The following is a 21,700-nucleotide window of genomic DNA, read 5'->3' as shown; positions in this document are numbered from 1 at the left end:
AGGTTAGTCCGTCCGGGGAAGGGGCAGGCTCGCACGACGGTGATCAAACAGATCCATGCCGACAGTGGCATGGAGGATTTCGGCTACAAGGAGTCACTGGACCGCAGCATCGGGAAGTTCGCCAGCTTCGCCGCAGGCGTCAGCTACATCTCGATCCTGACCGGCACATTCCAGCTCTTCTACTTCGGTTACGGCACCGCCGGACCGGCCTATCTGTGGTCGTGGCCGATGGTGTTCGTCGGTCAGATGGCCGTCGCGCTGTGCTTCATGGAACTGGCCGCGAAATACCCGGTGGCGGGCTCGGTTTACAACTGGAGCAAGAAGCTGGCCAGCAGGCTGGTCGGCTGGACCTCGGGCTGGCTGATGCTGACGGCCTCGATCGTGACCATCTCGGCGGTCGCGCTGGCCTACCAGCTGAACCTGCCCCGGCTGTGGAGCGGCTTCCAGGTCATCGGCGACGGCAGCGGCACCTACGACTACGCCGCCAATGCGGTACTGCTCGGCACCGTGCTGATCGTGTTCACCACGTCGGTCAACGCGCTCGGGGTGCGCCTGATGGCGCGCATCAACTCCAGCGGCGTGTTCATCGAATTGATCGCCGCGGTACTCATCGTGTTCCTGCTGGCGATCAACGTGCAGAACAGCCCGGATATCTTCTTCTCCACCAACGGCTACGGCTCGGGGGAGAGCATGGGCTTTCTCGGCGCGTTCCTGATCGCGTCGCTGGCGTCGGGTTATGTGATGTACGGATTCGACACCGCGAGCTCACTCGGCGAGGAGACGGTAGAACCGCGCCGCACCGCGCCCAAGGCGATCGCCCGCGCCATCCTGGCCTCGTTCGTGATCGGCGGCGGCATCCTGGTGTTCGCGGTGATGGCCGCGCCCAACCTTGCGGACCCGCAGCTCGGCGAGAGCAGCGGCGGTCTGCAGTACATCGTCGAGCAGGTGATGTGGGGCCCGCTGGGCAAGATCTTCCTGGCGTGCATCGTGATCGCGGTGACGGTGTGCTGTCTGGCGGTACACACCGCCGCGATCCGGCTGACGTTCGCGATGGCCCGGGACAACGCGCTGCCGTTCGGCGAGAAACTGGCCACGGTCAACCCGCGGACCCAGACCCCGATCGTCCCGGCCGTGACCATCGGGATCATCGCGGTGATCATCCTGGTCGTCAACATCACCAATCCGCAGATCTTCACGGTGCTGACCTCGATCGCCATCATCATGATCTACCTGGCCTACCTGATGGTCACCGGCCCCTTGCTCAAAAAGCGGCTGCAAGGGCATTGGCCGCCGGCGGATCTCAAGGAAGGCGGCTACTTCACCATGGGCCGCTGGGGGCTGCCGGTCAACATCGTGGCCGTGGTGTGGGGGATCGGGATGGCGGTAAACCTCGCCTGGCCGCGCGCCGCGGTCTACGGTGAACCCTGGTACAACACCTGGGGCGCGTTCGTCTACATCGGCATCATCGTCGGCGCCGGGCTGCTCTGGTACTTCCTCAAGGGGCGCAAGCACATCGGCACGTTGAAGTCCCATGCCGCCGAGACCCTGGCGGACGTTGATGGCTGAGGGCGCGACCTTCGATTACGTCATCGCCGGCGGCGGTACTGCCGGATGTGTGCTGGCGGCAAGGCTTTCCGAGGATCCGGACGTGACGGTCTGCCTGGTCGAGGCGGGCCCGTCCGATGTCGGCGACGACGCGATCCTGGTGCTGTCGGACTGGATGCACCTGCTCGACTCCGGCTACGACTGGGACTACCCGATCGAACCCCAGGAGCGCGGAAACTCGTTCATGCGCCACGCCAGGGCCAAGGTGCTCGGCGGGTGCTCGTCGCACAATTCGTGCATCGCGTTCCATCCGCCCGCCGAGGCGCTCGACGAATGGGTGGCGATGGGCGCCACCGGATGGGGGGCCGGGGACGTGCTGCCGCTGGTCCGGCGGCTCACCGAGACCGTGGTGCTGCGCGACGTGCCGCCCGAGGATCCCTGCGGCACAGCGGTTCTCGACGCCGCGGCGCAAGTCGGCATACCCACGGTGAAATTCAACCGCGGCTAGACGATGCGCAACGGCGCGGGCTGGTTCCAGATCAACGCGACCGCGGATGGCACCCGGCTCTCGACCAGCCACGCGTTCCTGCACCCGATCCTGGGCACCCGCCGGAATCTGGAGGTCCGCACCGATTGCTGGGTGTCGGAGATCCTGTTCGACGAGCGGTCACGCGCCGCCGGGGTGCGCTACCAGCGACCCGACCTCACCGGCTATGACACGGTGTCCGCGCGGCGCGAAGTGATCGTCACCGCGGGTGCGATCGACACCCCGAAGTTGTTGATGCTCTCCGGCATCGGGCCCACCGCTCACCTGCGGGAGATCGGCGTCGAGGTGCGGGTTGACTCACCCGGCGTCGGGGCCAACCTCGACGACCACGTTGAGGGGCTGGTGTTCTGGCAGGCCGCCCAGCCCATGGTGCGCACGTCGACCCAGTGGTGGGAGATCGGCGTGTTCACCACCGTCGACGACGGCCCGCGCCAGCCGGACCTGATGATGCACTACGGCAGTGTCCCCTTCGACATGAACACCCTGCGCCACGGCTACCCGACCACCGACAACGGTTTCTGCTTGACGCCCAACGTGACCCAGGGCCGATCCCGGGGCACGGTGCGGTTGCGCTCCCGCGATTTCCGCGACCGGCCCAGGGTGGACCCGCGCTACTTCACCGACCCCGACGGCTACGACGAACGCATCATGCTCGCCGGCGTCAGGCTGGCCCGTCGCATCGCCGAACAGGCGCCGTTGACGCCGTGGGTGGGTGCAGAACTGGCGCCCGGCCCCGACGCGACCACCGACGACGAACTGCTCGACTACATCCACCGCTGCCACAACACCGTCTACCACCCGGCAGCGACCGCGCGGATGGGTGCGGTGTCGGACCCGATGGCGGTGCTCGATCCGCAACTGCGGGTCAAGGGGGTTACCGGCCTGCGGGTGGTGGACGCCTCGGCCATGCCGAAGTTGCCGTCGGTGAACCCGAACATCACCGTGATGACGATGGCGGAGAAGTGTGCCGACCTCATCAGAGCCACCTGAGAAGGCCGGCCTGGCCGCGTTCCTGGCCGCTCACACACCGTTTCAGGGATCGACGCAGGACGAACTCGACGCACTCGCGGGCGGGGCGTCGCTGACGCAATTTTCTGCCGGGGTGGTGGTCGCTGACTACACGGGCCGGGTGCCCGACGAGGTGTGGATGGTGCGCGACGGCGCCGTCGCGTTGCGGACCACCGGCGACGGCGCGCTCATCGACATCGTGACCCCGGGCGGGATATTCGGGTACATGCCGTTGCTGGCAGGCGCCGGAATGGATTTCGAGGCCAGAACCACTGCGCCCAGCACGCTGGTGCGGCTTCCGGGAGCGTTGGTGCGCGCGCAGTTCGCCAAACCCTCGGGCCTGGCGTTCCTGGCATCCTCGGGCTGGAACCACGCCGCCGAGCGGTCGACTCTGATGCCCGCCCCCGACAGCACGCCGGTCAGCGAGCTGGTGCGTGGCGAGGTGCTCGTCGTCGAACCCGGCGACGCGGTGCGCGACGTCGTCGTGAAGATGACCGAACGCCACGTGTCCTACGCACTGGTGCGGCTGCCCGACGGCGCGCTCGGCATCTTCACCGACCGCGATCTGCGCGCCCGCGTCGTCGCCGCGGGTGTGCCGGTCGACGTCGCGATCGAACGGGTGATGAGTGCGCCGGCCCGCACGGTCACCACCGATCTGAGCGCCGACAGCGTGCTGATGGAGATGCTGGAATGCGGGCTGCGGCACATGCCGGTGCTGACGCCGCGCGGCGAGGTCGTCGGCGTGCTCGAAGACGCCGATCTGCTGGCCGCGACCGCCCGGCAGAGCTTCACGCTGCGCCGCGCCATCGCCCAGGCGGGCACCGCCGCCGAACTGCAGGCCGCAGGCAAACGCGTGACCGGCACCGCCGTCGACCTGTTCCGCAGCGGCACGAAGGCCGCCGCCACCAGCGCGATCCTGTCGGTCGTCGTCGACAGCCTGGTCCGTCGCGCCCTGGAACTGGTTGTGGCCCAACCGCAGTACCGCAACCTCGACGGATTCGCCTGGCTGACCCTGGGCAGCGTGGCCCGGCGCGAGGCGATGCCGTCCTCGGACGTGGACAGCGCGCTGTCCTGGCGCGACGAACTCGGCGGGCAGGCGCCGCGGCTGCGTGCCCTCGCCGCCGAGGTGCACGGAATGGTGGACGCGTCCGGCCTGCCGTCGGACCGTAACGGCGCGGTCGCGTCCAAGACGATGTTCTCGCGATCGCAGTCGGACTGGCTGCACACCGCGCAGGGCTGGCTGAGTGACCCGCTGCGCGACCGCGGGCTGGTCCTGTCGTCGTTGCTGATCGACGGCCGCGTGGTGTGGGGCGACCCGGGCCTGCACACCGTGCCCGCCGCCTACCAGCGCATCCGTGAACAGCATCCGAACGCTTTGCGGCTGCAGCTGCTCGACGCGCTGTCGGGCAAGATGCGCACCCGCTCGCTGCGCGACGTGTTGTCGCGCCGCGGGGGCACCTTCGACCTGAAGAACCACGCCGTGACCCCGGTGGTGAACCTGGCCCGGTGGGCCGGGCTGACCGCGGGCGTCACCTCGGCGAGCACCCCGACGCGGTTGCAGGCCGGCGCCGAGGCCGGGGCGCTCAGCGAGCGCGATGCCCGCACCCTGTGCGACGTGTTCGCGATGCTGCAACGGCTGCGGATGACCCATCAGGTCGAGCAGGTCGCCGCCGGGCACACCCCCGGGGACATCATCACGATGTCGGAGCTGTCCCCGCTGAACCGCAGCCTGCTCGGCGACGGTCTGCGTGAGATCGCCGCGGTCCGGCGGCGGGTCGGCAACCTCGGGCTCACCGGCGTATAGGCTCACTGCGCAATGGCCACCGACGACCGAGCACCGGCTGCCGTGCAGTCGGTGGACCGCGCGCTGACAGTGCTGGAGATCGTCGCCGGCCTCGGTGCGGCCGGGGTCACCGAGATCGCCGCCGAGCTGGGTGTGCACAAGTCCACGGTGTCCCGGCTGATCGCGGTGCTGGAGGCGCGCGGCTACGTCGAACAGGTCTCCGAACGCGGCAAATACCGCCTGGGTTTCGCGATCCCGCGGCTGGCGCACGTCGCCGGAGGCCAGATCGATCTGGTCAAGCTCGGGCAGGAGGCATGCGATGCGCTGAGCGCCGAGGTGGGGGAGACCGCCAACCTCGCGGTGCTCGACCAGGACCGCATCGTCAACATCGTGGAGACGATCGGCCCCGCCGAGATCACGTTGCGGACCTGGGTGGGGCAGACCTGCCCGGCGCATGCGACATCCAGCGGCAAGGTGCTGCTGGCCGGGCTGGACCCCGCCGAACTGCGGTCCCGGGTGCGGCCGCCGCTGACGGCGTTCACCGACGCCACCGTGACCGGCATGGTCGAACTGCAGGACCAGTTGGCGGCGGTGCGTGACCGTGGCTGGGCGAGCGTGTGCGAGGAGCTCGAGGTCGGGCTGAACGCCGTCGCCGCGCCGGTGTTCGACGTGCACGCGCAAGTGATTGCGGCGCTGAGTGTTTCGGGTCCGTCCTATCGACTCGCGGTGGACCGGTTCGACGAGGTGGCCAAGCAGACCGTCGCGGCCGCTGACCGTGTCAGCCGCCGGCTGGGCTGGACGGCCCGCGGCTGACGCCCACCGGGCGGTCCCCGGTGATGACCGCCAGGATCGTCCGCCACGCGTCCGAGGGCCGGTTCAGCATCCCGCTGTGCGCGCCCCACCCGGCCACCGGGCTGCCGTCGTCGTAAACCCCTGTGCGCAAACGGATCACGCCGGTGATCTCGTCCGGGTCGACGCCGTGGGGTCCGCCGGGGATGCCCTGCACCAGCTCGATGAAATCGCCGGGCGCGGTCATCGAATACCGCTGCACGCCCGGATTGCGGTTGTGCCAGTCGCCGGCGTCGTCGACGCCGACTCCGGCGCCCGCGGCGGCCAGGAACACGGTGCGGTCCGACGTCAGCCCGAGCGTCTCGGCGGTCCCGACGATGGACCCGCCGTACGAGTGGCCCAGTACCGTCACCGGCACGCCGTCGGGCACCCGCCGGTCGAGGTCCTCGGTGAATGCCACCAGTCGCGGCGCCATCTCCAGCGCGTAGTGCGGGTCGGCCGCATCGAACAGCACGTCGGCGGGGTTGTGCACCTGCGGGAACGGTCCGCCCAGGTAGGTGATCACCGCGACGTCCCCGCCGGTTGCTGCGACGAACCGCTGCGCGGTCGCGGTGTTGGCCGCCGAGCCTTCGATCGTGGTGTTGACCCCCGGCACCAGCACCGCGACGCTGCGCGCGGCGGCGAGGTCGCCGTTGAGTTCGACCAACGAGGCCCGGCCGGGATCGAAAGCGACGATGGTGCGCTGGAGCCGGCCCGCGCCGGTCGGGTCGTCGATCTCGCCGAGCAGGCTGCGGTAGAAGCCGATGCGCCGCTGCGAGGGTTCGTCCGCGCCGGCCTCGGCCAGGATCGCGGTCGCGATGTTGAGCCGGTTGGCGGCGGCCCGCATGTCCCAGGGCACCCCGTCGGTGTTGCCCACCTGCTGCGGGAACTCCGCCACCAGCTGCGCTCGCTGATCCGGCGTCATCGCCGCGATCTGGGTGGCGATCCGGTCCTGACTCATCCGCGGCCAGCCGTCCACGACATCGCCGCCGCGCACCGGCCACGCGCCGGCCGGCACCGTCGCCGCCGGCCGTTCCGTCGGCGGCGCAGCGGAGCTGCCCAGCGCGGCGGTGATGTCGGCGGCGGCGTCGGTGTCGGCGTCGCCCAGACGCTGCAGCGCTGCCCCGATCCGCGCGGTCAGCTCGGTCGCGCGCAGCTCCAGCAGATCGGTGGCGAGGGCACGCTGCCCGCCCGAGAGCAGCACCAGCAGCGCAGCCGGGTCCGACGCGACCGTCACCGAACCGTCGTCGGCGACGGCCAGACCGGCACCGTGCGCCTGCTCGACCGCGCCGAGCACCTCGGCGCGCGCCGCGCTGATCTGGTCGGCGCCGTCGCCGGCGGCCACCGCGGCCGTCACCAGACGCCGTGCCGCCGCGGCGCCCAGCGCGGCGATATGACGCGCGCGCTCGCGGGCGGCGTCGGCCGCGGCGCCCGTCCAGTACTCCACGCTGCGCTCCGCCTCCGCGAGGGATTCGCTCACCAGCGCGGTCAGGGTGCGTGCGGCATCCTCCCAGCCGGTGCTCAGCGCCAGCAGCGCCTCGGGGCGCCACCGCTGCGCCATCGTGACGGTCGGGGTGGTCACCGGAACCGGTCGCCGTTGGCGGCGTCGGCGTCTTTGAACGCGTCGACCGTGGTGCGGGCGGCCTCGGCCCACCCGGTCAGCCCGGTGACGACGCCGTCGAGGTGAGGCGCCAGCAGTTCGCCGGTCCTGACCTCCGTCACCGCCGACCCCGGCATCGCGGCGGGCTCCAACGCGGGCCGGCGCAGGTCGTCGATGTCGGCCGCCGTGCGGTCGAAGCGGCCCGCCAGCTCATGGACGCGGTCGGAGTCGACGTGCGCGATTTCCCCCATGGCTCATGCTGACAGACCGGCCGGACCCGCCCACCGGGTTATCCACAGGCCCTCATCGAGTGTCCGGCCGACCTGTGAGCCGAGCAACAAGTAGTCTCGATGAGGTGCAGCGACGAATCATGGGCATCGAGACCGAATTCGGTGTGACCTGCACGTTCCACGGCCATCGCCGGTTGAGTCCCGACGAGGTCGCCCGCTATCTGTTCCGGCGGGTGGTGTCGTGGGGCCGCAGCAGCAACGTCTTCCTCCGCAACGGCGCGCGTCTGTATCTCGACGTCGGCAGCCACCCCGAGTACGCGACCGCCGAATGTGACAGCCTGACCCAGCTGGTCACGCACGACCGCGCCGGTGAACGGGTGCTCGAAGACCTCCTTATCGACGCCGAACAACGACTGGCCGACGAGGGTATCGGCGGCGACATCTACCTGTTCAAGAACAACACCGACTCGGCGGGCAACTCCTACGGCTGCCACGAGAACTACCTGATCGTGCGTGCCGGCGAGTTCTCCCGGATCTCCGATGTGCTGCTGCCGTTCCTGGTCACCCGCCAGCTCATCTGTGGGGCCGGCAAGGTGCTGCAGACCCCGAAGGCGGCGACGTTCTGCCTGAGCCAGCGCGCCGAGCACATCTGGGAGGGCGTGTCGTCGGCGACCACCCGGTCACGTCCCATCATCAACACCCGCGACGAGCCCCACGCCGACGCGGAGAAATACCGCCGGCTGCACGTCATCGTCGGTGACTCGAACATGAGCGAATCCACCACGATGCTCAAGGTCGGTTCGGCCTCGCTGGTGCTGGAGATGATCGAGGCCGGGGTGGCCTTTCGGGATTTCTCCCTGGACAACCCGATTCGCGCGATCCGGGAGGTCAGCCACGACCTGACCGGCCGGCGGCCGGTGCGGCTGGCCGGCGGCAGGCAGGCCAGCGCCCTGGACATCCAGCGCGAGTACTACGCCCGTGCCGTCGAATATCTGCAGACCCGCGAACCCAACACCGAGATCCAGCAGGTCGTCGACCTGTGGGGGCGCCAGCTCGACGCCGTCGAGAGCCAGGATTTCGCCAAAGTCGACACCGAGATCGACTGGGTGATCAAGCGCAAGCTGTTCCAGCGCTACCAGGACCGCTATGACATGGAGCTGTCCGACCCGAAGATCAGCCAGCTGGACCTGGCCTACCACGACATCAAACGTGGCCGGGGAGTGTTCGATCTGCTGCAGCGCAAGGGCCTGGCCGCGCGCATCACCACCGATGAGGAGATCGAGGCCGCGGTCAACACCCCGCCGCAGACCACGCGGGCCAAGCTGCGCGGCGAGTTCATCAGCGCCGCGCAGGAAGCCGGCCGGGACTTCACCGTCGACTGGGTGCACCTCAAGCTCAACGACCAGGCGCAGCGCACCGTGCTGTGCAAGGACCCGTTCCGGTCCGTCGACGAAAGGGTCAAGCGGCTCATCGCGTCGATGTGAGTCGGTGTCCCCACGCGCCTCGTGCCGGGGATCGCGCCCGGCGCGCTCTAAGCTCTAACCCGTGGGGATCTCGAAAGTCGAACGCCTGATGAATCTGGTCATCGCGTTGCTGTCCACGCGGTCCTTCATCACCGCCGAACGGATACGCGAGACGGTGTACGGCTACTCCGACGATGCCAGCGATGAAGCATTCTCCCGAATGTTCGAGCGCGACAAGAACGAGCTGCGCGATCTCGGTATCCCGCTGGAGACCGGACGGGTGTCGCCGAGCGACCCGACCGAGGGGTATCGGATCAATCGGGACGCCTACGCGCTGCCCGCGGTGGAGCTGACCCCTGACGAGGCCGCAGCGGTGGCGGTGGCGACCCAGTTGTGGGAGTCGCCCGAGCTGATCACCGCGACGCAGAGCGCGCTGCTGAAGTTGCGGGCCGCCGGCGTCGACATCGAGGCCGACGACGATGTCGCGATCACCTCGACCGCTGCGCTTCCTGGGCTACGGGGGTCGGAGGAGGTGCTCGGAATCCTGTTGGCCGCCATCGACTCCGGGCGGGCCGTCCAGTTCCGGCACCGGCCGTCACGCAGCGAGCCGTACGTCACCCGCACGGTCGAACCGTGGGGGGTGGTCACCGACCGGGGACGGTGGTACCTGGTCGGTCACGACCGCGACCGCGACGCCGTGCGGACGTTCCGGCTGTCCCGCATCGGAGCCGACGTGACCCCGATCGGGCCGTCGGGTGCAGTCAGCAGACCCGAGGACACCGATCTGCGCGAGATCGTCAAACGGGTCGTGGGGGACTGGCCGGCGACAGGGCAGGCCCGGGTGTGGGTCGCCGCGGGACGCGCCACCGCGCTGCGGCAGCGCGGCACCGTGACCGGACCCATGACGATCGGCGGCCGGGCAGGCGATGAGATCACCCTCGACATCGGGATGTTCGACCGGCTGGCCCGTGAGGTCGCCAGCTACGGGGCCGACGCGCTCGCGCTGGAGCCGCAGTCCCTGCGCGACGACGTGATCACGCGGCTGCAGGCCCAGCTGTCGCCGATCGGCGGCGTCGGCGAGGCGCAGGCACTCCGAGAGACACAGGCACGATGACGGCGGTCAGCGCACGGCTGGTGCGGCTGCTGAACATGGTGCCGTACTTCCAGGCCAACCCGCGCATCACCTACACCGAGGCCGCCACCGATCTCGGCGTCAGCGTCGATCAGCTCCGGGAGGACCTCAACCAGCTGTGGATGTGCGGGCTGCCCGGCTACGGCCCCGGCGATCTGATCGATTTCGAGTTCTCCGGCGACACCATCGAGGTCACGTTCTCGGCCGGCATCGACCATCCGCTTCGGTTGACGTCCCCCGAGGCCACCGGGGTGCTGGTCGCGCTGCGGGCACTGGTCGACGTGCCCGGCATGGTCGACCCGGAGGCCGCGCGCAGCGCCATCGCCAAGATCGAGTCCGCCGCCGGCAAGGTCGGCCACGGCGTGGAGGGCGCCGCGGTCGAGGAGCCGGCCCCGGTGGAGAGCGAGGCTGCCGCGGCCGTGCGCACCGCCGTGCGGGACGACCGGGCGCTGGCGATCGAGTACTACGCCGCCTCCCACGACACCCTGTCGAGCCGGGTCGTCGATCCGATCCGGGTGGTGCTGGTCGCCGACCACAGTTATCTGGAGGCGTGGTGCCGCTCCGCCGAGGCGGTGCGGCTGTTCCGCTTCGACCGCATCGTCGACGCCCGGGTGCTCGACGAGCCGTCGGTGCCGCCGCCGCCGGCGGTGCAGGCCAGCCCTGACACGTCGCTGTTCGATCCTGACACCGCCGATCCGTCGCTGCCGACGGCGACCCTGCTCATCGACCGGTCGGCGGGCTGGATGTTCGACTACTACCCGTTGCGGGTGCTGCGGGAATTTGACGACGGGTCCTGCGAGGCGACCATGACCTACGCCTCCGATCAGTGGATGGCGCGCTTCGTGCTCGGGTTCGGCTCGGCGGTGCGGGTGCTCGGGCCGCCGGCACTGGCCGACCGGGTGCGGGAGTCCGCGGCCGAAGCCCTGAGGGCCTACCGCGCCGGTCGGGTCGGCATCGACCCCGCGGGCGAGTAAACTCGGCGCAGACGTCTGGAGGTAATCAAATTGGGTGGTCTACAACCCTGGCACTGGGTCATCGTCATCGCCGTGTTCGTGCTGCTCTTCGGTGCCAAGAAGCTCCCGGACGCAGCGCGCTCGCTGGGCAAGTCGATGCGCATCTTCAAGTCCGAGATCAAGGAGATGCAGGCGGATTCGCAGTCGCCCAAGTCGGATCGGTCGGACACGCCGACGCAGATCACGTCGGAGCGCGTCCCGGAATCCGAGCCGTCGCCGGACAAGCGCTCAGCCTGACCGGCCGGCCTGTGACACGCGGCGCAAGCCGCGTGTGTGACTTCGCGCCTGCGCGCAGCATCTAGGCGACCACCCGTGCAGATTTCCGTACTCTTCAAAAAGCTCGATCCGCGGCAGCGGCGTTCCCGGGTGAACCCGGACGGCACGATGTCGCTGGTCGACCACCTCGTCGAGCTGCGCACCCGGTTGCTGATCGCAGTGCTCGCCGTGCTGGCGACCACCGTCCTCGGATTCCTCTGGTACAGCCACGGCGTGTTCGGACTGCCCAGCCTCGGTGACTGGCTGCGTGGACCGTACTGTGCCCTGCCGGATTCGGCGCGCGCGTCGATCACTCCCGACGGGGAGTGCCGGCTGCTGGCAACCGCGCCGTTCGACCAGTTCATGCTGCGCCTGAAGGTCGGCATGACCGCCGGGATCGTGCTGGCGTGCCCGGTCTGGCTCTACCAGTTGTGGGCCTTCATCACCCCCGGGCTTTACGCCAAGGAACGCCGATTCGCGGTGGCCTTCGTGACTTTGGGCGCGGCGCTGTTCATCGCCGGCGCGATCCTGGCCTACGTGGTGCTGTCCAAGGCCTTGGCGTTCCTGTTGACCGTCGGCAGCGACGTGCAGGTGACCGCCCTCTCAGGTGACCAGTACTTCGGCTTCCTGATCAACCTGCTGCTGGTGTTCGGGATCAGCTTCGAGTTCCCGCTGCTGATCATCATGCTCAACCTCGTCGGCATCCTGACCTATGAGCGGCTCAAGGCATGGCGCCGCGGCCTCATCATGGGCGTGTTCGTGTTCTGCGCGTTCGTCACGCCGGGCTCGGATCCCTTCTCGATGCTGGCGCTCGCGGTGGCGATGACGCTGCTGATGGAGATGGCGATCCAGGTCGCACGGATCAGTGATCGCCGCAAGGCGCGCCGCGCGGCCGCGGCAGCGATCGACGACGACGAGGCCGCACCCATCGGCCCGGTCGAGCCGGTCGAGGCGCCGACGGCGGTGCCTGCCCCGTCCCGCCTCGTGGTCGATGACGACGCAACCTGAGTCACCCCCGCCGCCGGACAGCGTGGCCGCGTTCGCCGCGCTGCTGCCCTTCGAGCTGGACCCGTTCCAGCGCCGCGCCTGCGCGGCGTTGGCCCAGGGCCACGGAGTGCTGGTCTGCGCACCCACCGGCGCGGGCAAGACCGTCGTCGGCGAGTTCGCGGTGCACCTGGCCCTGGCCGCGGGCCGGAAGTGCTTCTACACCACCCCGATCAAGGCGCTGAGCAACCAGAAGCACAGCGATCTGGTGCGCCGTTACGGTCCCGAACGGATCGGCCTGCTGACCGGAGACCAGTCCATCAACGGTGACGCCGACGTCGTCGTGATGACCACCGAGGTGCTGCGGAACATGCTGTACGCAGATTCGCCTGCGCTGCAAGGACTCTCATATGTGGTGATGGACGAGGTGCACTTCCTGGCCGATCGGATGCGCGGTGCGGTGTGGGAAGAGGTGATCCTGCACCTGCCCGAGGACGTCCGGCTGGTCAGCCTGTCGGCCACGGTGAGCAATGCCGAGGAGTTCGGCGGATGGATCACCGAAGTCCGCGGTGACACCACCGTGGTCGTCGACGAACACCGTCCGGTACCGCTGTGGCAGCACGTGATGGTCGGCAAGCGGCTGATGGATCTGTTCGACTACCGCGCCTCCTCCGCCGCCGGGCGCGATCTGCTCGTCGACCCGGAACTGCTGCGCCACATCGCGCATCGCCGGGAAGCCGAACGCCTCGCCGACTGGCAGCCGCGGGGCCGCGGCCGCGGCGGCCGCCCGCCGAGCCTGTACCGCACGCCGAGCAGGGTGGATGTGATCGGCGTTCTCCAGCACGCCGAACTGTTGCCGGCGATCACGTTCATCTTCTCCCGCGCCGGCTGCGACGCCGCGGTCAAACAGTGCCTGCGGTCGTCGCTGCGCCTGACCACCAACGAGGAGCGGGCGCGCATCGCCGAGATCGTCGACCGGCGCACTGCCGACCTCAACGACTCCGACCTGATCGTGCTCGACTTCCACGAGTGGCGTGAGGGCCTTCTACGCGGGATCGCCGCCCACCACGCCGGGATGCTGCCGACATTCCGGCACACCGTCGAGGAACTGTTCACCGCCGGCCTGGTCAAGGCCGTGTTCGCCACGGAGACACTGGCATTGGGCATCAACATGCCCGCCCGCACGGTGGTGCTGGAGAAGCTGGTCAAGTACAACGGTGAGCAGCACGTGCCGCTGACCCCGGGCGAGTACACGCAGCTGACCGGACGCGCGGGCCGGCGCGGTATCGACGTGGAGGGCCACGCGGTGGTGCTGTGGAATCCGGACGTCGACCCCGCCGAGGTCGCCGGACTGGCGTCGACCCGGACGTTCCCGCTGCGCAGCTCGTTCGCGCCGACCTACAACATGACGATCAACCTGGTGCATCAGATGGGACCGGCCCAAGCCCATCAGCTGCTGGAACGGTCCTTCGCGCAGTATCAGGCCGACCGGTCCGTCGTCGGACTCGTCCGCGGCGTCGAGCGGGGTGAACGCATGCTCGGTGAGCTCGCCGCCGAGATGGGCGGTCCGAACGCCGCGATCCTCGACTACGTCCGGTTGCGGGCGCAGATCACCGAACGGGAACGCGCCCAGTCGCGGGCGTCGCGGCTGCAGCGCCGGCAGGCCACCAACGACGCACTGGCCACATTGCGTCGCGGCGACATCATCATGATCATCCAGGGGCGCCGCGGTGGGCTGGCCGTGGTGCTCGAACCCGCACGCGACGACGAGGATCCACGCCCGCTGGTGCTCTCCGAGCATCGCTGGGCGGGCCGCATCTCGTCGGCCGACTACAACGGCGCCGCCGGCCCGATCGGCAAGATGTCGCTGCCCAAGCGCGTCGAGCACCGCAATCCGCGGGCCCGCCGCGACCTGGCCTCGGCGCTGCGGTCGGCGGCGGCCGGTCTGGACGTCCCGTCGGTGCGCGTCCGCAGGAGTGGGTCCCCGCAGGACGGCGACGTGGATCCGGAGCTGATAGCGCTGCGGGACCGGGTCCGGGCGCACCGGGCGCACGGCTTGGCGGACCGGGAAGAGAAGGCCCGGTTGGCCGAGCGCTATCTGCGGATCGAGCGGGACAACGAGGCGCTGCGCAAGAAGATCGCCTCGGCGACGAATTCGCTGGCCGTCACGTTCGACCGAATCGTGGTGCTGCTCACCGAACGGGGATTCATCGCCGCGGCCGAAGACGGCGAGGGCACGGCTCCGGTCGTCACCGACGCCGGCAGACTCCTGGCCCGGATCTACAGCGAGAGCGACCTGCTGGTCGCGGAATGTCTGCGCGCCGGAGTGTGGGAAGGTCTGGACGCGCCCGAGCTGGCCGCCGCGTTGTCGGTGGTGCTCTACGAATCCCGCCGGGACGGCCCCGGAACTGGCGACGGCTCCGACATTCCGACTGCAAAGCTGCGCCGCGCGCTGAACCAGACCCGTCGGTTGTGGTCGGAGTTGAGGGCCGACGAGCAGCGGCACCGGCTCGCGCCGAGCCGCGAACCCGACCACGGTTTCGTCGCGGCGATACACCGCTGGGCGAGCACCGGCGATCTGGCCTCGGCACTGGCCGCGTCGGACACCGCGGGCACCGGCGCGTCGATGTCGGCGGGCGATTTCGTCCGCTGGTGCCGGCAGGTGCTGGATCTGGCCGACCAGGTCCGCGGCGCGGCGCCGTCGGCGGCTTTGCGGGCAACCGCAAAACGCGCCATCAACGACGTTCGGCGCGGCGTCGTAGCTGTTGATGCCGGGTAGTGTGTGGTGCCAGCAGGGCCCCCGGCACACCAGCCCCGGATGACCAAGGAGAGAAATGAGCGGACCGCAGGGATCCGACCCGACGCAGCCGTGGCCGGGTCAGCAGCCTGAACAGGGCACGGATCAGCCGGCGGGCGAATCGGCGGCCAACCAGGGCTGGCAGCCCCCGACTCCGGGCGCCGGCCAGCAGCCCGAGCAGCAGGGGTGGCAGCCGCCGGCGTACACGCCGCAGCAGTACCCGCAGTACCAGCAACCAACGCAGCCGCCGACGTACACGCCGCAGCAGTACCCGGCCGACCAGTACGGCCAGCAGCCCGCCGAGTACAACCCGGCCGGCTACCCGCCGCCCGGACAGTACAGCCAGCCGGGCGGATACGGCCAGCAGTACGGGCAGCCCGGCGCCTACGGTCAACCCGGCCAGTACGGCCAACCGGGTCAACCGGGCCCCTACGGCCAGTACCCCGGTGCGCCCGGGTATCCGGCGCCAGGCCAGGAGGAAGGCTCGAAGCGTTCGCTGGCTGTGATCGGCGGAGTGGTCGGTGTGCTGGCCGCGGTCGTCATCGCCGCCGTGCTGGTGCTGGGCTTCTGGAAGCCGGGCTTCTTCGTCACCACCAAGCTCGACATCAATGCGGCCCAAGCCGGTGTGGAGCAGATCCTCACCGACGAGACCAACGGCTACGGCGCGAGAAACGTCAACGACGTGAAGTGCAACAACGGTGTGAGCCCGACGGTCAAGAAGGGCGACTCGTTCAACTGCGAGGTCAGCATCGACGGCACCAAGCGCCAGGTCACCGTCACCTTCCAGGACGACGACGGCACCTACGAGGTCGGCCGCCCGAAGTAACCGTAGAGCTTGTCAGAGCTTGTCCAAGGCGGACTGGAGTCGTCCGATCGACGACGACACGCCGTAGCGGTCGGCGAGTTCGGCGACTTTGCCGGGATGGCGGGCCGCCAGTGGCAGTTCATCACCATCGGTGGAGAACGAGATGTCGGCGTCGGTGGCCACCCGCACCACCGGTCCGGCCCTTTGGATGTAGTCGGCCGCGGCCAGCAGCTTGTTCCGGTGCGCCTTGGGCAGCCGCGACTTCGGGTCGTGGGCGGCGGCAACGATCCGCTCCAGCGACCCGTGCTGAGCCAGCAGCGCGGCCGCTGTCTTCTCTCCGATACCCGGGACGCCCGGCAGCCCGTCGGATGGGTCGCCCCGCAGCAGCGCCAGCTCTGCGTAGGCCGGCCCGGCCCGGTCGACGGGCACGTTGTAGGTCTCGGCTACCTCGCGTGGGCCGTACTTGACCGCCTTGGACAGTCCGCGGCCCAGATAAAGCACCCGGACCGGGACCGGCTCGTCGCGTACCAGCTGCAGCAGGTCGCGGTCGCCGCTGACCACCACCACGGGGTCGCGGCGCTCGCGTTCGGCGAGCGTGCCCAGCACGTCGTCGGCCTCGCACTGCTCGGCCCCGGCCGTCGGGATGCCGAACGCGTCGAGCATCTCCATGATCATGTCGACCTGCGGGGTCAACTCGTCGGGCACCTGCTCGATGTCGACGTCGGTGGCCGGGTTCGCTTCCTCGGCAGGGACAGCTACCCGGTGCGCCTTGTACGACGGGATCAGGTCGACGCGCCACTGCGGCCGCCAGTCGTCGTCCCGGCAGACCACCAGCCGGCGCGGCCGTTCGCGGGCGATCACTGTGGCGACCGCGTCGAAGAACCCGCGCAGCGCATTGACCGGCCGACCGTCCGGCGCGGTGATCGACGACGGGACACCGAAGAACGAGCGGAACCACATACTCGCACCGTCGAGCAGGACCAGTGGGGCTTCATTGGACGTGCGGGCCATGCCGGCCATCCTGCCAGGTCACCTTTCCCCGCGAGCAGACACAAACTCGCATACTTTCGCGGCGATTCGTGCGAGTTTGTGTCTGCTCGCGGGGAGATCGCCGCGCGCACTAGCCTGAAAGACATGACAGGCGCTCGATTCGACACCGACGTGTACGCACAGCGACTGCGCGCGGCGGTGGCTGCCGCGGCCGACGCCGGGCTGGCCGGCCTGGTGATCACACCGGGATACGACCTGCGCTACCTTGTCGGCTCCCGGGCCCAGACCTTCGAACGGCTGACCGCGCTGGTGCTGCCGGCAAACGGTGAGCCGACGATCGTGGTGCCGCGGCTGGAGCTCGCCGCGCTGAAGGACTCGGCCGTGCCTGAACTCGGTGTGGCAGTACGGGATTGGGTTGACGGTGACGATCCGTACCGCCTCGTCGCCGACGCGTTGCCCGGTCAGGTTCCACACCATGTCGCGGTCACCGATTCGATGCCGGCGCTGCATCTGCTGCCGCTGGCCGACGTGCTCGCCGCGGTGCCGGTGCTGGCCACCGACGTGCTGCGCAGGCTGCGGATGGTCAAGGATCCGGCCGAAATCGACGCACTGCGCAAGGCCGGTGCCGCGATCGACCGCGTACACGCGCGGGTCCCCGAGTTCCTGGTCCCGGGCCGGACGGAAGCCGACGTCGCGGCGGACATCGCCGAAGCCATTGTGGCCGAAGGACATTCAGAAGTGGCGTTCATCATCGTGGGCTCCGGTCCGCACGGGGCCGATCCGCACCACGAGTGTTCGGACCGGGAACTGCGCGTCGGCGACATCGTCGTCGTGGACATCGGCGGCCCCTTCGACCCGGGCTACAACTCCGATTCCACCCGGACCTACAGCATCGGTGAACCCGACCCGCAGGTGGCACGCCGGTATGCGGTGCTGCAGCGGGCCCAGCGCGCCGCGGTCGAGTCCATCCGGCCGGGCGTGACGGCCGAACAGGTCGACGCCGCGGCCCGTGACGTGCTGGCCGCCGCGGGACTGGCGGAGGCGTTCGTGCACCGCACCGGGCACGGTATCGGGTTGTCGGTGCACGAGGAGCCCTACATCGTGGCGGGAAACACGCTGCCGCTGCAGGAGGGGATGGCGTTCTCGGTCGAGCCGGGAATCTACTTCCCGGGCCAGTGGGGTGCGCGCATCGAGGACATTGTGGTCGTCACCGCCGACGGAGCGGAGTCGGTGAACAACCGGCCGCACGACCTCGTCGTGGTCCCGGTGCCCTGACCGGTCAGGCCTCGCCGCGGTCGAGCAGCGCCGACGACCCGAGCACCCGCGCGATGCGCACCTCGATCACGACGCGCTTCGGGTTCGGCCGGGGCGTGCGGTAGCGCTGGGCGTACCGCAGTTCGGCGTCGCGTACCGCGTCGGCGTCGGTGTGCACCGCCGACTTGCCCTCCAGCGACAACCAGCGGGCGCCGTCGACCTGGCTGAGGACCGCGACCCCGCGATGCTCGGCGTTGACGGCCTTCTGGGAGCCGCCCGAGGTGATCACCCGGGCGATGTGGGTGGCGGGGTCGAACGTAAAACCGACGGCCACCACATGCGGGGACCCGTCGGCCCGCAGCGTGGTCAGCATCGCGAGGTGGCGCTCGGACAGGAACGCGAGCGCGTCGTCGGTCAGTCGGGTCGTCGCCTTGGCCATCGGCCCCACGCTAGCGCAGGCGATAATCAGCGCCGTGGAGGACACGAACGCGGGACCGGTGGTGATTTTCGGCGGTCGCAGCGAGATCGGCGTGGAACTGGCGTGCCGGCTGGCGCCGGGGGCGGCGGTGGTGTTGGCCGCCCGCAGACCCGACGCGCTGCGCGAGCAGATCACCGCGGTGCAGCGGGCCGGGGCCGCGTCGGTGCACACGGTCGCGTTCGACGCCGACGATCTCGCCGCGCACCGCGGGCTGGTCGATGCGATCGAGGCCGAGCACGGCCGGATCGGCACCGCGGTGCTGGCGTTCGGGATCCTCGGCGACCAGGCCCGCGCCGAGGAGGATCCCGCGCACGCGGCCGCGATCACGCACACCGACTACGTGGCCCAGGTCAGCCTGCTGACCGAACTGACCGCCAGGATGCGCCGGGCCGGGGCGGGGACGCTGGTGGTGTTCTCGTCGGTGGCCGGCGTGCGGGTGCGTCGCGCGAACTACGTCTACGGGTCGGCCAAGGCGGGCCTGGACGGCTTCTGCAGCGGTCTGACCGATGCGCTGCACGGCACCGGTGTGCGGTTGCTGCTCGTGCGGCCCGGCTTCGTGATCGGCAGGATGACGCAGGGAATGACCCCGGCGCCGCTGTCGAGCACGCCGGCGCAGGTGGCCGACGCGACGGCGCGGGCGCTGCGCAAGCGGCGCGACACGGTGTGGGTTCCCGCTCCGCTGGCGTTGTTGGCGCTGGTGTTCCGGCTCCTGCCGCGGCCGGTGTGGCGTAGGCTGCCGCGGTGATCGTCGTGGTGGGCATCGGCGCCGACGGAATGGCCGGGCTGCCGCCGCCTTCGCGCGCTGAACTGGCAAGGGCCACCGTTGTTTACGGTTCCCGTAGGCAGCTTGATCTGCTGGACGCGACGGTGACCGCGGCGCGGCGGACGTGGCCGAGCCCGCTGCTGCCGGCGCTGGACACACTGCTCGACGGTGGTGATGTCGACGTGCACGTGGTGGCCAGCGGAGACCCGCTGCTGCACGGCATCGGCAGCACGCTGATCCGCAGGTTCGGTCCGGACAGGGTGGCGGTGCTGCCGCACGTGTCGTCGGTGACGCTGGCCTGCTCGCGGGTCGGCTGGTCGGTGCAGGACACCGAGATCATCAGCGTGGTGTGGCGCGAACCGCACACCGCGGTGCGCCGTGGCGGGCAGGCCGTGGTGTTGTCGCGGGACGGTTCCACGCCGGCGGAACTGGCACGGCTGCTCACCGCCACCGGACGGGGTGACTCGGAGCTGACGGTCCTCGAACAGTTGGGCGGCCCAAAAGAGTTGCGGCGCACCTCGACAGCGCGGGAGTGGGCGGCCCGGCCACCGGCGGACGTCGACGACCTCAACGTGATGGCGGTGCGGTATCTGCCCGACGAGCGCCGGTTCGGCGCGCTGCCGGACGACGCGTTCGCCCATGACGGGCAGATCACCAAGCAGATGATCCGTGCCGCGACACTGGCCGCGCTCGCGCCGCGGCCGGGGGAGTTGCTCTGGGACGTGGGTGCGGGGTCGGGCAGTGTCTCGATCGAGTGGTGCCGCAGCGGACCGGGTTGCCGCGCGATCGCGTTCGAACGCGACGACGCCCGCCGCGCCAGAGTCGGCGAGAACGCGGTCGCCTACGGTGTGCCGGTCGAGACCGCACGCGGCGCGCCGGAGTCCTTCGCCGATGCGGCGCCGCCCGCGGCGGTCTTCGTCGGCGGCGGCGTCAGTCAGCCCGGCCTGATCGAGGCCTGCTGGGAGAAACTGCCCGCCGGTGGCCGACTGGTCGCCAACGCGGTCACCGTGGAATCGGAAGTGACACTGGCGCAATGGTATTCACGTGTCGACGGGCGACTGCGCCGGTTCCAGCACTACCAGGGCGACGCGGTCGGCGCGTTCACCGGATGGCGGCCGGCGATGCCGGTCACACAGTGGTCGGTGACGAAGCCTGATACGACCTGACCAGTGCTATCGACTCGAGTTCGCGGATGGCGCGGCAGCCGCGGCGCAGCATGGTCAGCATCATCTCGTCGCCGCGGTCGGTCGACGACGCGAACGCGGTGCCCAGCGCGGTGATCAGCGGCGCCTGCAGCACCCCGAGTCGGTAGTCGTGCCAGCAGGTCTGGAGGTCGTAGCCGGTGACACCGTGGCCCAGCAGTGCCGCGTGGTACCGCTCGACCAGACCACGCTCGACCTCGGCCCGGGTCTCCGGTAGCAGACTGGTGGCGGTGAAATACGCCAGATCCCGGCTGGGTAACCCGAGCCCGAGAGTCTGCCAGTCGACGACGGTGACGCGGGTGCGGTCCGGGTCGTAGAGCAGGTTGTCGAGCCGGTAATCGCCGTGCATCAGCGAGAACCGGTCCGGCACCGCGAGCAGCCACGGGGTGATAAGGCCCATCGAGGTGAGCAGTGTGTCGCGGTCTTGGTCGCTGATGGACGCCCCCAGCTTGTCCAGTGTGATGTCAGCCGCCACCTTGGCCACCTCGCCCATGCCGGTGGCGGCCGCTTCGTCGCCGGGCTTGGGCATCACGATCGACGGCAGGTCGAAGTATCGCCGGTCGTTCCAGGTCGGCCCGTGCAGCCCGGCCAGCGCCTCGACGGCCAGTTCCGCTTCGCCGGGGGTGCACCCGGCGATCTGGTCGCCCTGTTCGGCGGGCGCCATGTCGGCCAATACGAGCACGAAATCCTTGCCGTCAGCGGAAATCTCGCTGTGAAAGCAGCCGGGCGCCGGGATGGCGACGTCGCTGGCGATGGCGGTGTAGAAGTCCACCTCGGACACGTAGCCCAGGGCGACTCGTTCTCGGACTTCGTCGTTCTGTGCGGGCAGCTTGACCGCGAAAGTGGTGGGTAGAGAAGGTGATCGGGAGTCAGTGGAGTAAGCGGCGGTGACCCGGTAGGTGGCGCCGGTCTGCCCCGTGCCGATGGCGACCACATCGGCCCTGTCGACGTCGGTGCCCAGGACCGCGGTCAGCCACGCGGGCGTGATGTCCTCAGGACTACGCGGAATCGTCACTCGGACCG

At 69.8% G+C, this 21,700-nt stretch carries 18 protein-coding genes and 1 pseudogene; 14 read left to right on the top strand and 5 right to left on the bottom strand.

Annotated elements, in window-relative coordinates; translation table 11 throughout:
* Positions 1-69: 69 nt before the first annotated feature.
* The 4 genes and pseudogenes from ACTWP6_RS19730 (at position 70) to ACTWP6_RS19715 (ending at position 5,696) form a co-directional block, all read left to right on the top strand.
* The gene (locus ACTWP6_RS19730) at positions 70-1,566 is read left to right on the top strand and encodes an APC family permease (RefSeq protein ID WP_260758147.1); all 1,497 of its coding nucleotides are present in this window, start codon (positions 70-72) and stop codon (positions 1,564-1,566) included.
* Positions 1,559-3,082: pseudogene (locus ACTWP6_RS19725) on the top strand (GMC family oxidoreductase). Before ACTWP6_RS19730 ends, ACTWP6_RS19725 begins: the two are co-directional and overlap by 8 nt.
* The gene (locus ACTWP6_RS19720) at positions 3,057-4,904 is read left to right on the top strand and encodes a putative nucleotidyltransferase substrate binding domain-containing protein (RefSeq protein WP_260753367.1); all 1,848 of its coding nucleotides are present in this window, start codon (positions 3,057-3,059) and stop codon (positions 4,902-4,904) included. The pseudogene ACTWP6_RS19725 and the gene ACTWP6_RS19720 overlap by 26 nt, the downstream one beginning before the upstream one ends.
* A 12-nt stretch (positions 4,905-4,916) precedes the next feature.
* Positions 4,917-5,696: an IclR family transcriptional regulator gene (locus ACTWP6_RS19715; protein ID WP_260753361.1), complete on the top strand. Its 780-nt coding sequence runs from the start codon at positions 4,917-4,919 to the stop codon at positions 5,694-5,696.
* Here the strand turns inward: ACTWP6_RS19715 and ACTWP6_RS19710 are convergent.
* The gene (locus ACTWP6_RS19710; RefSeq protein WP_260753358.1) at positions 5,662-7,293 is read right to left on the bottom strand and encodes an alpha/beta hydrolase family protein; all 1,632 of its coding nucleotides are present in this window, start codon (positions 7,291-7,293) and stop codon (positions 5,662-5,664) included. The genes ACTWP6_RS19715 and ACTWP6_RS19710 overlap by 35 nt on opposite strands.
* Positions 7,290-7,562: a DUF7162 family protein gene (locus ACTWP6_RS19705; protein WP_260753357.1), complete on the bottom strand. Its 273-nt coding sequence runs from the start codon at positions 7,560-7,562 to the stop codon at positions 7,290-7,292. The genes ACTWP6_RS19710 and ACTWP6_RS19705 overlap by 4 nt, the downstream gene beginning before the upstream one ends.
* Positions 7,563-7,666: 104 nt before the next feature.
* Between ACTWP6_RS19705 and pafA the strand changes: the two genes are divergently transcribed.
* From pafA to ACTWP6_RS19670, 7 genes are all read left to right on the top strand, one after another.
* Positions 7,667-9,025 (top strand): Pup--protein ligase, encoded by a 1,359-nt coding sequence (gene pafA / locus ACTWP6_RS19700; protein ID WP_260753356.1) that lies wholly within the window; start codon positions 7,667-7,669, stop codon positions 9,023-9,025.
* 61 nt (positions 9,026-9,086) lie between these two features.
* Entirely contained in the window at positions 9,087-10,118 is a 1,032-nt protein-coding gene (locus ACTWP6_RS19695; protein ID WP_260753354.1) for a helix-turn-helix transcriptional regulator, read from the top strand.
* Positions 10,115-11,110 carry a helix-turn-helix transcriptional regulator gene (locus ACTWP6_RS19690; protein ID WP_443188571.1) on the top strand — a complete coding sequence of 332 codons (996 nt, stop codon included), beginning with the start codon at positions 10,115-10,117 and terminating at the stop codon, positions 11,108-11,110. The genes ACTWP6_RS19695 and ACTWP6_RS19690 overlap by 4 nt, the downstream gene beginning before the upstream one ends.
* A gap of 30 nt (positions 11,111-11,140) precedes the next feature.
* The gene (gene tatA, locus ACTWP6_RS19685; RefSeq protein WP_260753351.1) at positions 11,141-11,386 is read left to right on the top strand and encodes a Sec-independent protein translocase subunit TatA; all 246 of its coding nucleotides are present in this window, start codon (positions 11,141-11,143) and stop codon (positions 11,384-11,386) included.
* A 75-nt stretch (positions 11,387-11,461) separates the two neighbouring features.
* Positions 11,462-12,412: a twin-arginine translocase subunit TatC gene (tatC, locus tag ACTWP6_RS19680; RefSeq protein WP_260753349.1), complete on the top strand. Its 951-nt coding sequence runs from the start codon at positions 11,462-11,464 to the stop codon at positions 12,410-12,412.
* Positions 12,396-15,167, top strand: coding sequence for a DEAD/DEAH box helicase (locus tag ACTWP6_RS19675; protein ID WP_260753342.1), 2,772 nt, complete (start codon positions 12,396-12,398; stop codon positions 15,165-15,167). Before tatC ends, ACTWP6_RS19675 begins: the two co-directional genes overlap by 17 nt.
* Before the next feature lie 55 nt (positions 15,168-15,222).
* Entirely contained in the window at positions 15,223-16,011 is a 789-nt protein-coding gene (locus ACTWP6_RS19670; protein WP_443188570.1) for a DUF4333 domain-containing protein, read from the top strand.
* Between the two features lie 12 nt (positions 16,012-16,023).
* Here ACTWP6_RS19670 and ACTWP6_RS19665 read toward each other — a convergent pair whose 3' ends face one another.
* Positions 16,024-17,010, bottom strand: a complete 987-nt coding sequence (locus ACTWP6_RS19665; RefSeq protein ID WP_260753339.1) for a 5'-3' exonuclease — start codon at positions 17,008-17,010, stop codon at positions 16,024-16,026.
* 114 nt (positions 17,011-17,124) lie between these two features.
* On the opposite strand from ACTWP6_RS19665, the gene ACTWP6_RS19660 reads away from it, so the two are divergent.
* On the top strand, positions 17,125-18,255 hold the full coding sequence (locus ACTWP6_RS19660; RefSeq protein WP_443188569.1) for a M24 family metallopeptidase: 1,131 nt from the start codon (positions 17,125-17,127) through the stop codon (positions 18,253-18,255).
* A 4-nt stretch (positions 18,256-18,259) separates the two neighbouring features.
* On the opposite strand, the gene ACTWP6_RS19655 is transcribed toward ACTWP6_RS19660, so the two are convergent.
* Positions 18,260-18,673 carry a F420-dependent biliverdin reductase gene (locus ACTWP6_RS19655; protein WP_260753336.1) on the bottom strand — a complete coding sequence of 138 codons (414 nt, stop codon included), beginning with the start codon at positions 18,671-18,673 and terminating at the stop codon, positions 18,260-18,262.
* Between the two features lie 34 nt (positions 18,674-18,707).
* Between ACTWP6_RS19655 and ACTWP6_RS19650 the strand changes: the two genes are divergently transcribed.
* Together ACTWP6_RS19650 and cbiE are read left to right on the top strand one after the other, a co-directional pair.
* Positions 18,708-19,457: an SDR family NAD(P)-dependent oxidoreductase gene (locus ACTWP6_RS19650; RefSeq protein ID WP_443188568.1), complete on the top strand. Its 750-nt coding sequence runs from the start codon at positions 18,708-18,710 to the stop codon at positions 19,455-19,457.
* Complete coding sequence (cbiE, locus tag ACTWP6_RS19645; protein WP_443188567.1) at positions 19,454-20,641, top strand: precorrin-6y C5,15-methyltransferase (decarboxylating) subunit CbiE; 1,188 nt, start codon at positions 19,454-19,456, stop codon at positions 20,639-20,641. The genes ACTWP6_RS19650 and cbiE overlap by 4 nt, the downstream gene beginning before the upstream one ends.
* Here cbiE and ACTWP6_RS19640 read toward each other — a convergent pair.
* Positions 20,604-21,692, bottom strand: a complete 1,089-nt coding sequence (locus ACTWP6_RS19640) for a phosphotransferase family protein (RefSeq protein WP_443188566.1) — start codon at positions 21,690-21,692, stop codon at positions 20,604-20,606. The two genes, cbiE and ACTWP6_RS19640, sit on opposite strands and share 38 nt — an antisense overlap.
* Positions 21,693-21,700: the final 8 nt, after the last annotated feature.

It is taken from the genome of Mycobacterium sp. 4D054, assembly GCF_052245755.1.
In the GTDB taxonomy this organism is placed as follows: Bacteria; Actinomycetota; Actinomycetes; order Mycobacteriales; family Mycobacteriaceae; genus Mycobacterium.
The sequence above is the reverse complement of the archived record's forward strand: the minus strand, read 5'-3'. Positions and strand labels throughout refer to the sequence as shown.

Excerpts from the sequence above, each read along its gene's own strand:
- ACTWP6_RS19660 (WP_443188569.1), top strand. The coding sequence starts at position 17,125 with ATGACAGGCGCTCGATTCGACACCGACGTGTACGCACAGCGACTGCGC.
- ACTWP6_RS19690 (WP_443188571.1), top strand. The coding sequence starts at position 10,115 with ATGACGGCGGTCAGCGCACGGCTGGTGCGGCTGCTGAACATGGTGCCG.
- ACTWP6_RS19730 (WP_260758147.1), top strand. The coding sequence starts at position 70 with ATGGAGGATTTCGGCTACAAGGAGTCACTGGACCGCAGCATCGGGAAG.
- ACTWP6_RS19670 (WP_443188570.1), top strand. The coding sequence starts at position 15,223 with ATGAGCGGACCGCAGGGATCCGACCCGACGCAGCCGTGGCCGGGTCAG.
- ACTWP6_RS19675 (WP_260753342.1), top strand. The coding sequence starts at position 12,396 with ATGACGACGCAACCTGAGTCACCCCCGCCGCCGGACAGCGTGGCCGCG.
- ACTWP6_RS19705 (WP_260753357.1), bottom strand. The coding sequence starts at position 7,562 with ATGGGGGAAATCGCGCACGTCGACTCCGACCGCGTCCATGAGCTGGCG.
- ACTWP6_RS19665 (WP_260753339.1), bottom strand. The coding sequence starts at position 17,010 with ATGGCCGGCATGGCCCGCACGTCCAATGAAGCCCCACTGGTCCTGCTC.
- ACTWP6_RS19655 (WP_260753336.1), bottom strand. The coding sequence starts at position 18,673 with ATGGCCAAGGCGACGACCCGACTGACCGACGACGCGCTCGCGTTCCTG.
- ACTWP6_RS19715 (WP_260753361.1), top strand. The coding sequence starts at position 4,917 with ATGGCCACCGACGACCGAGCACCGGCTGCCGTGCAGTCGGTGGACCGC.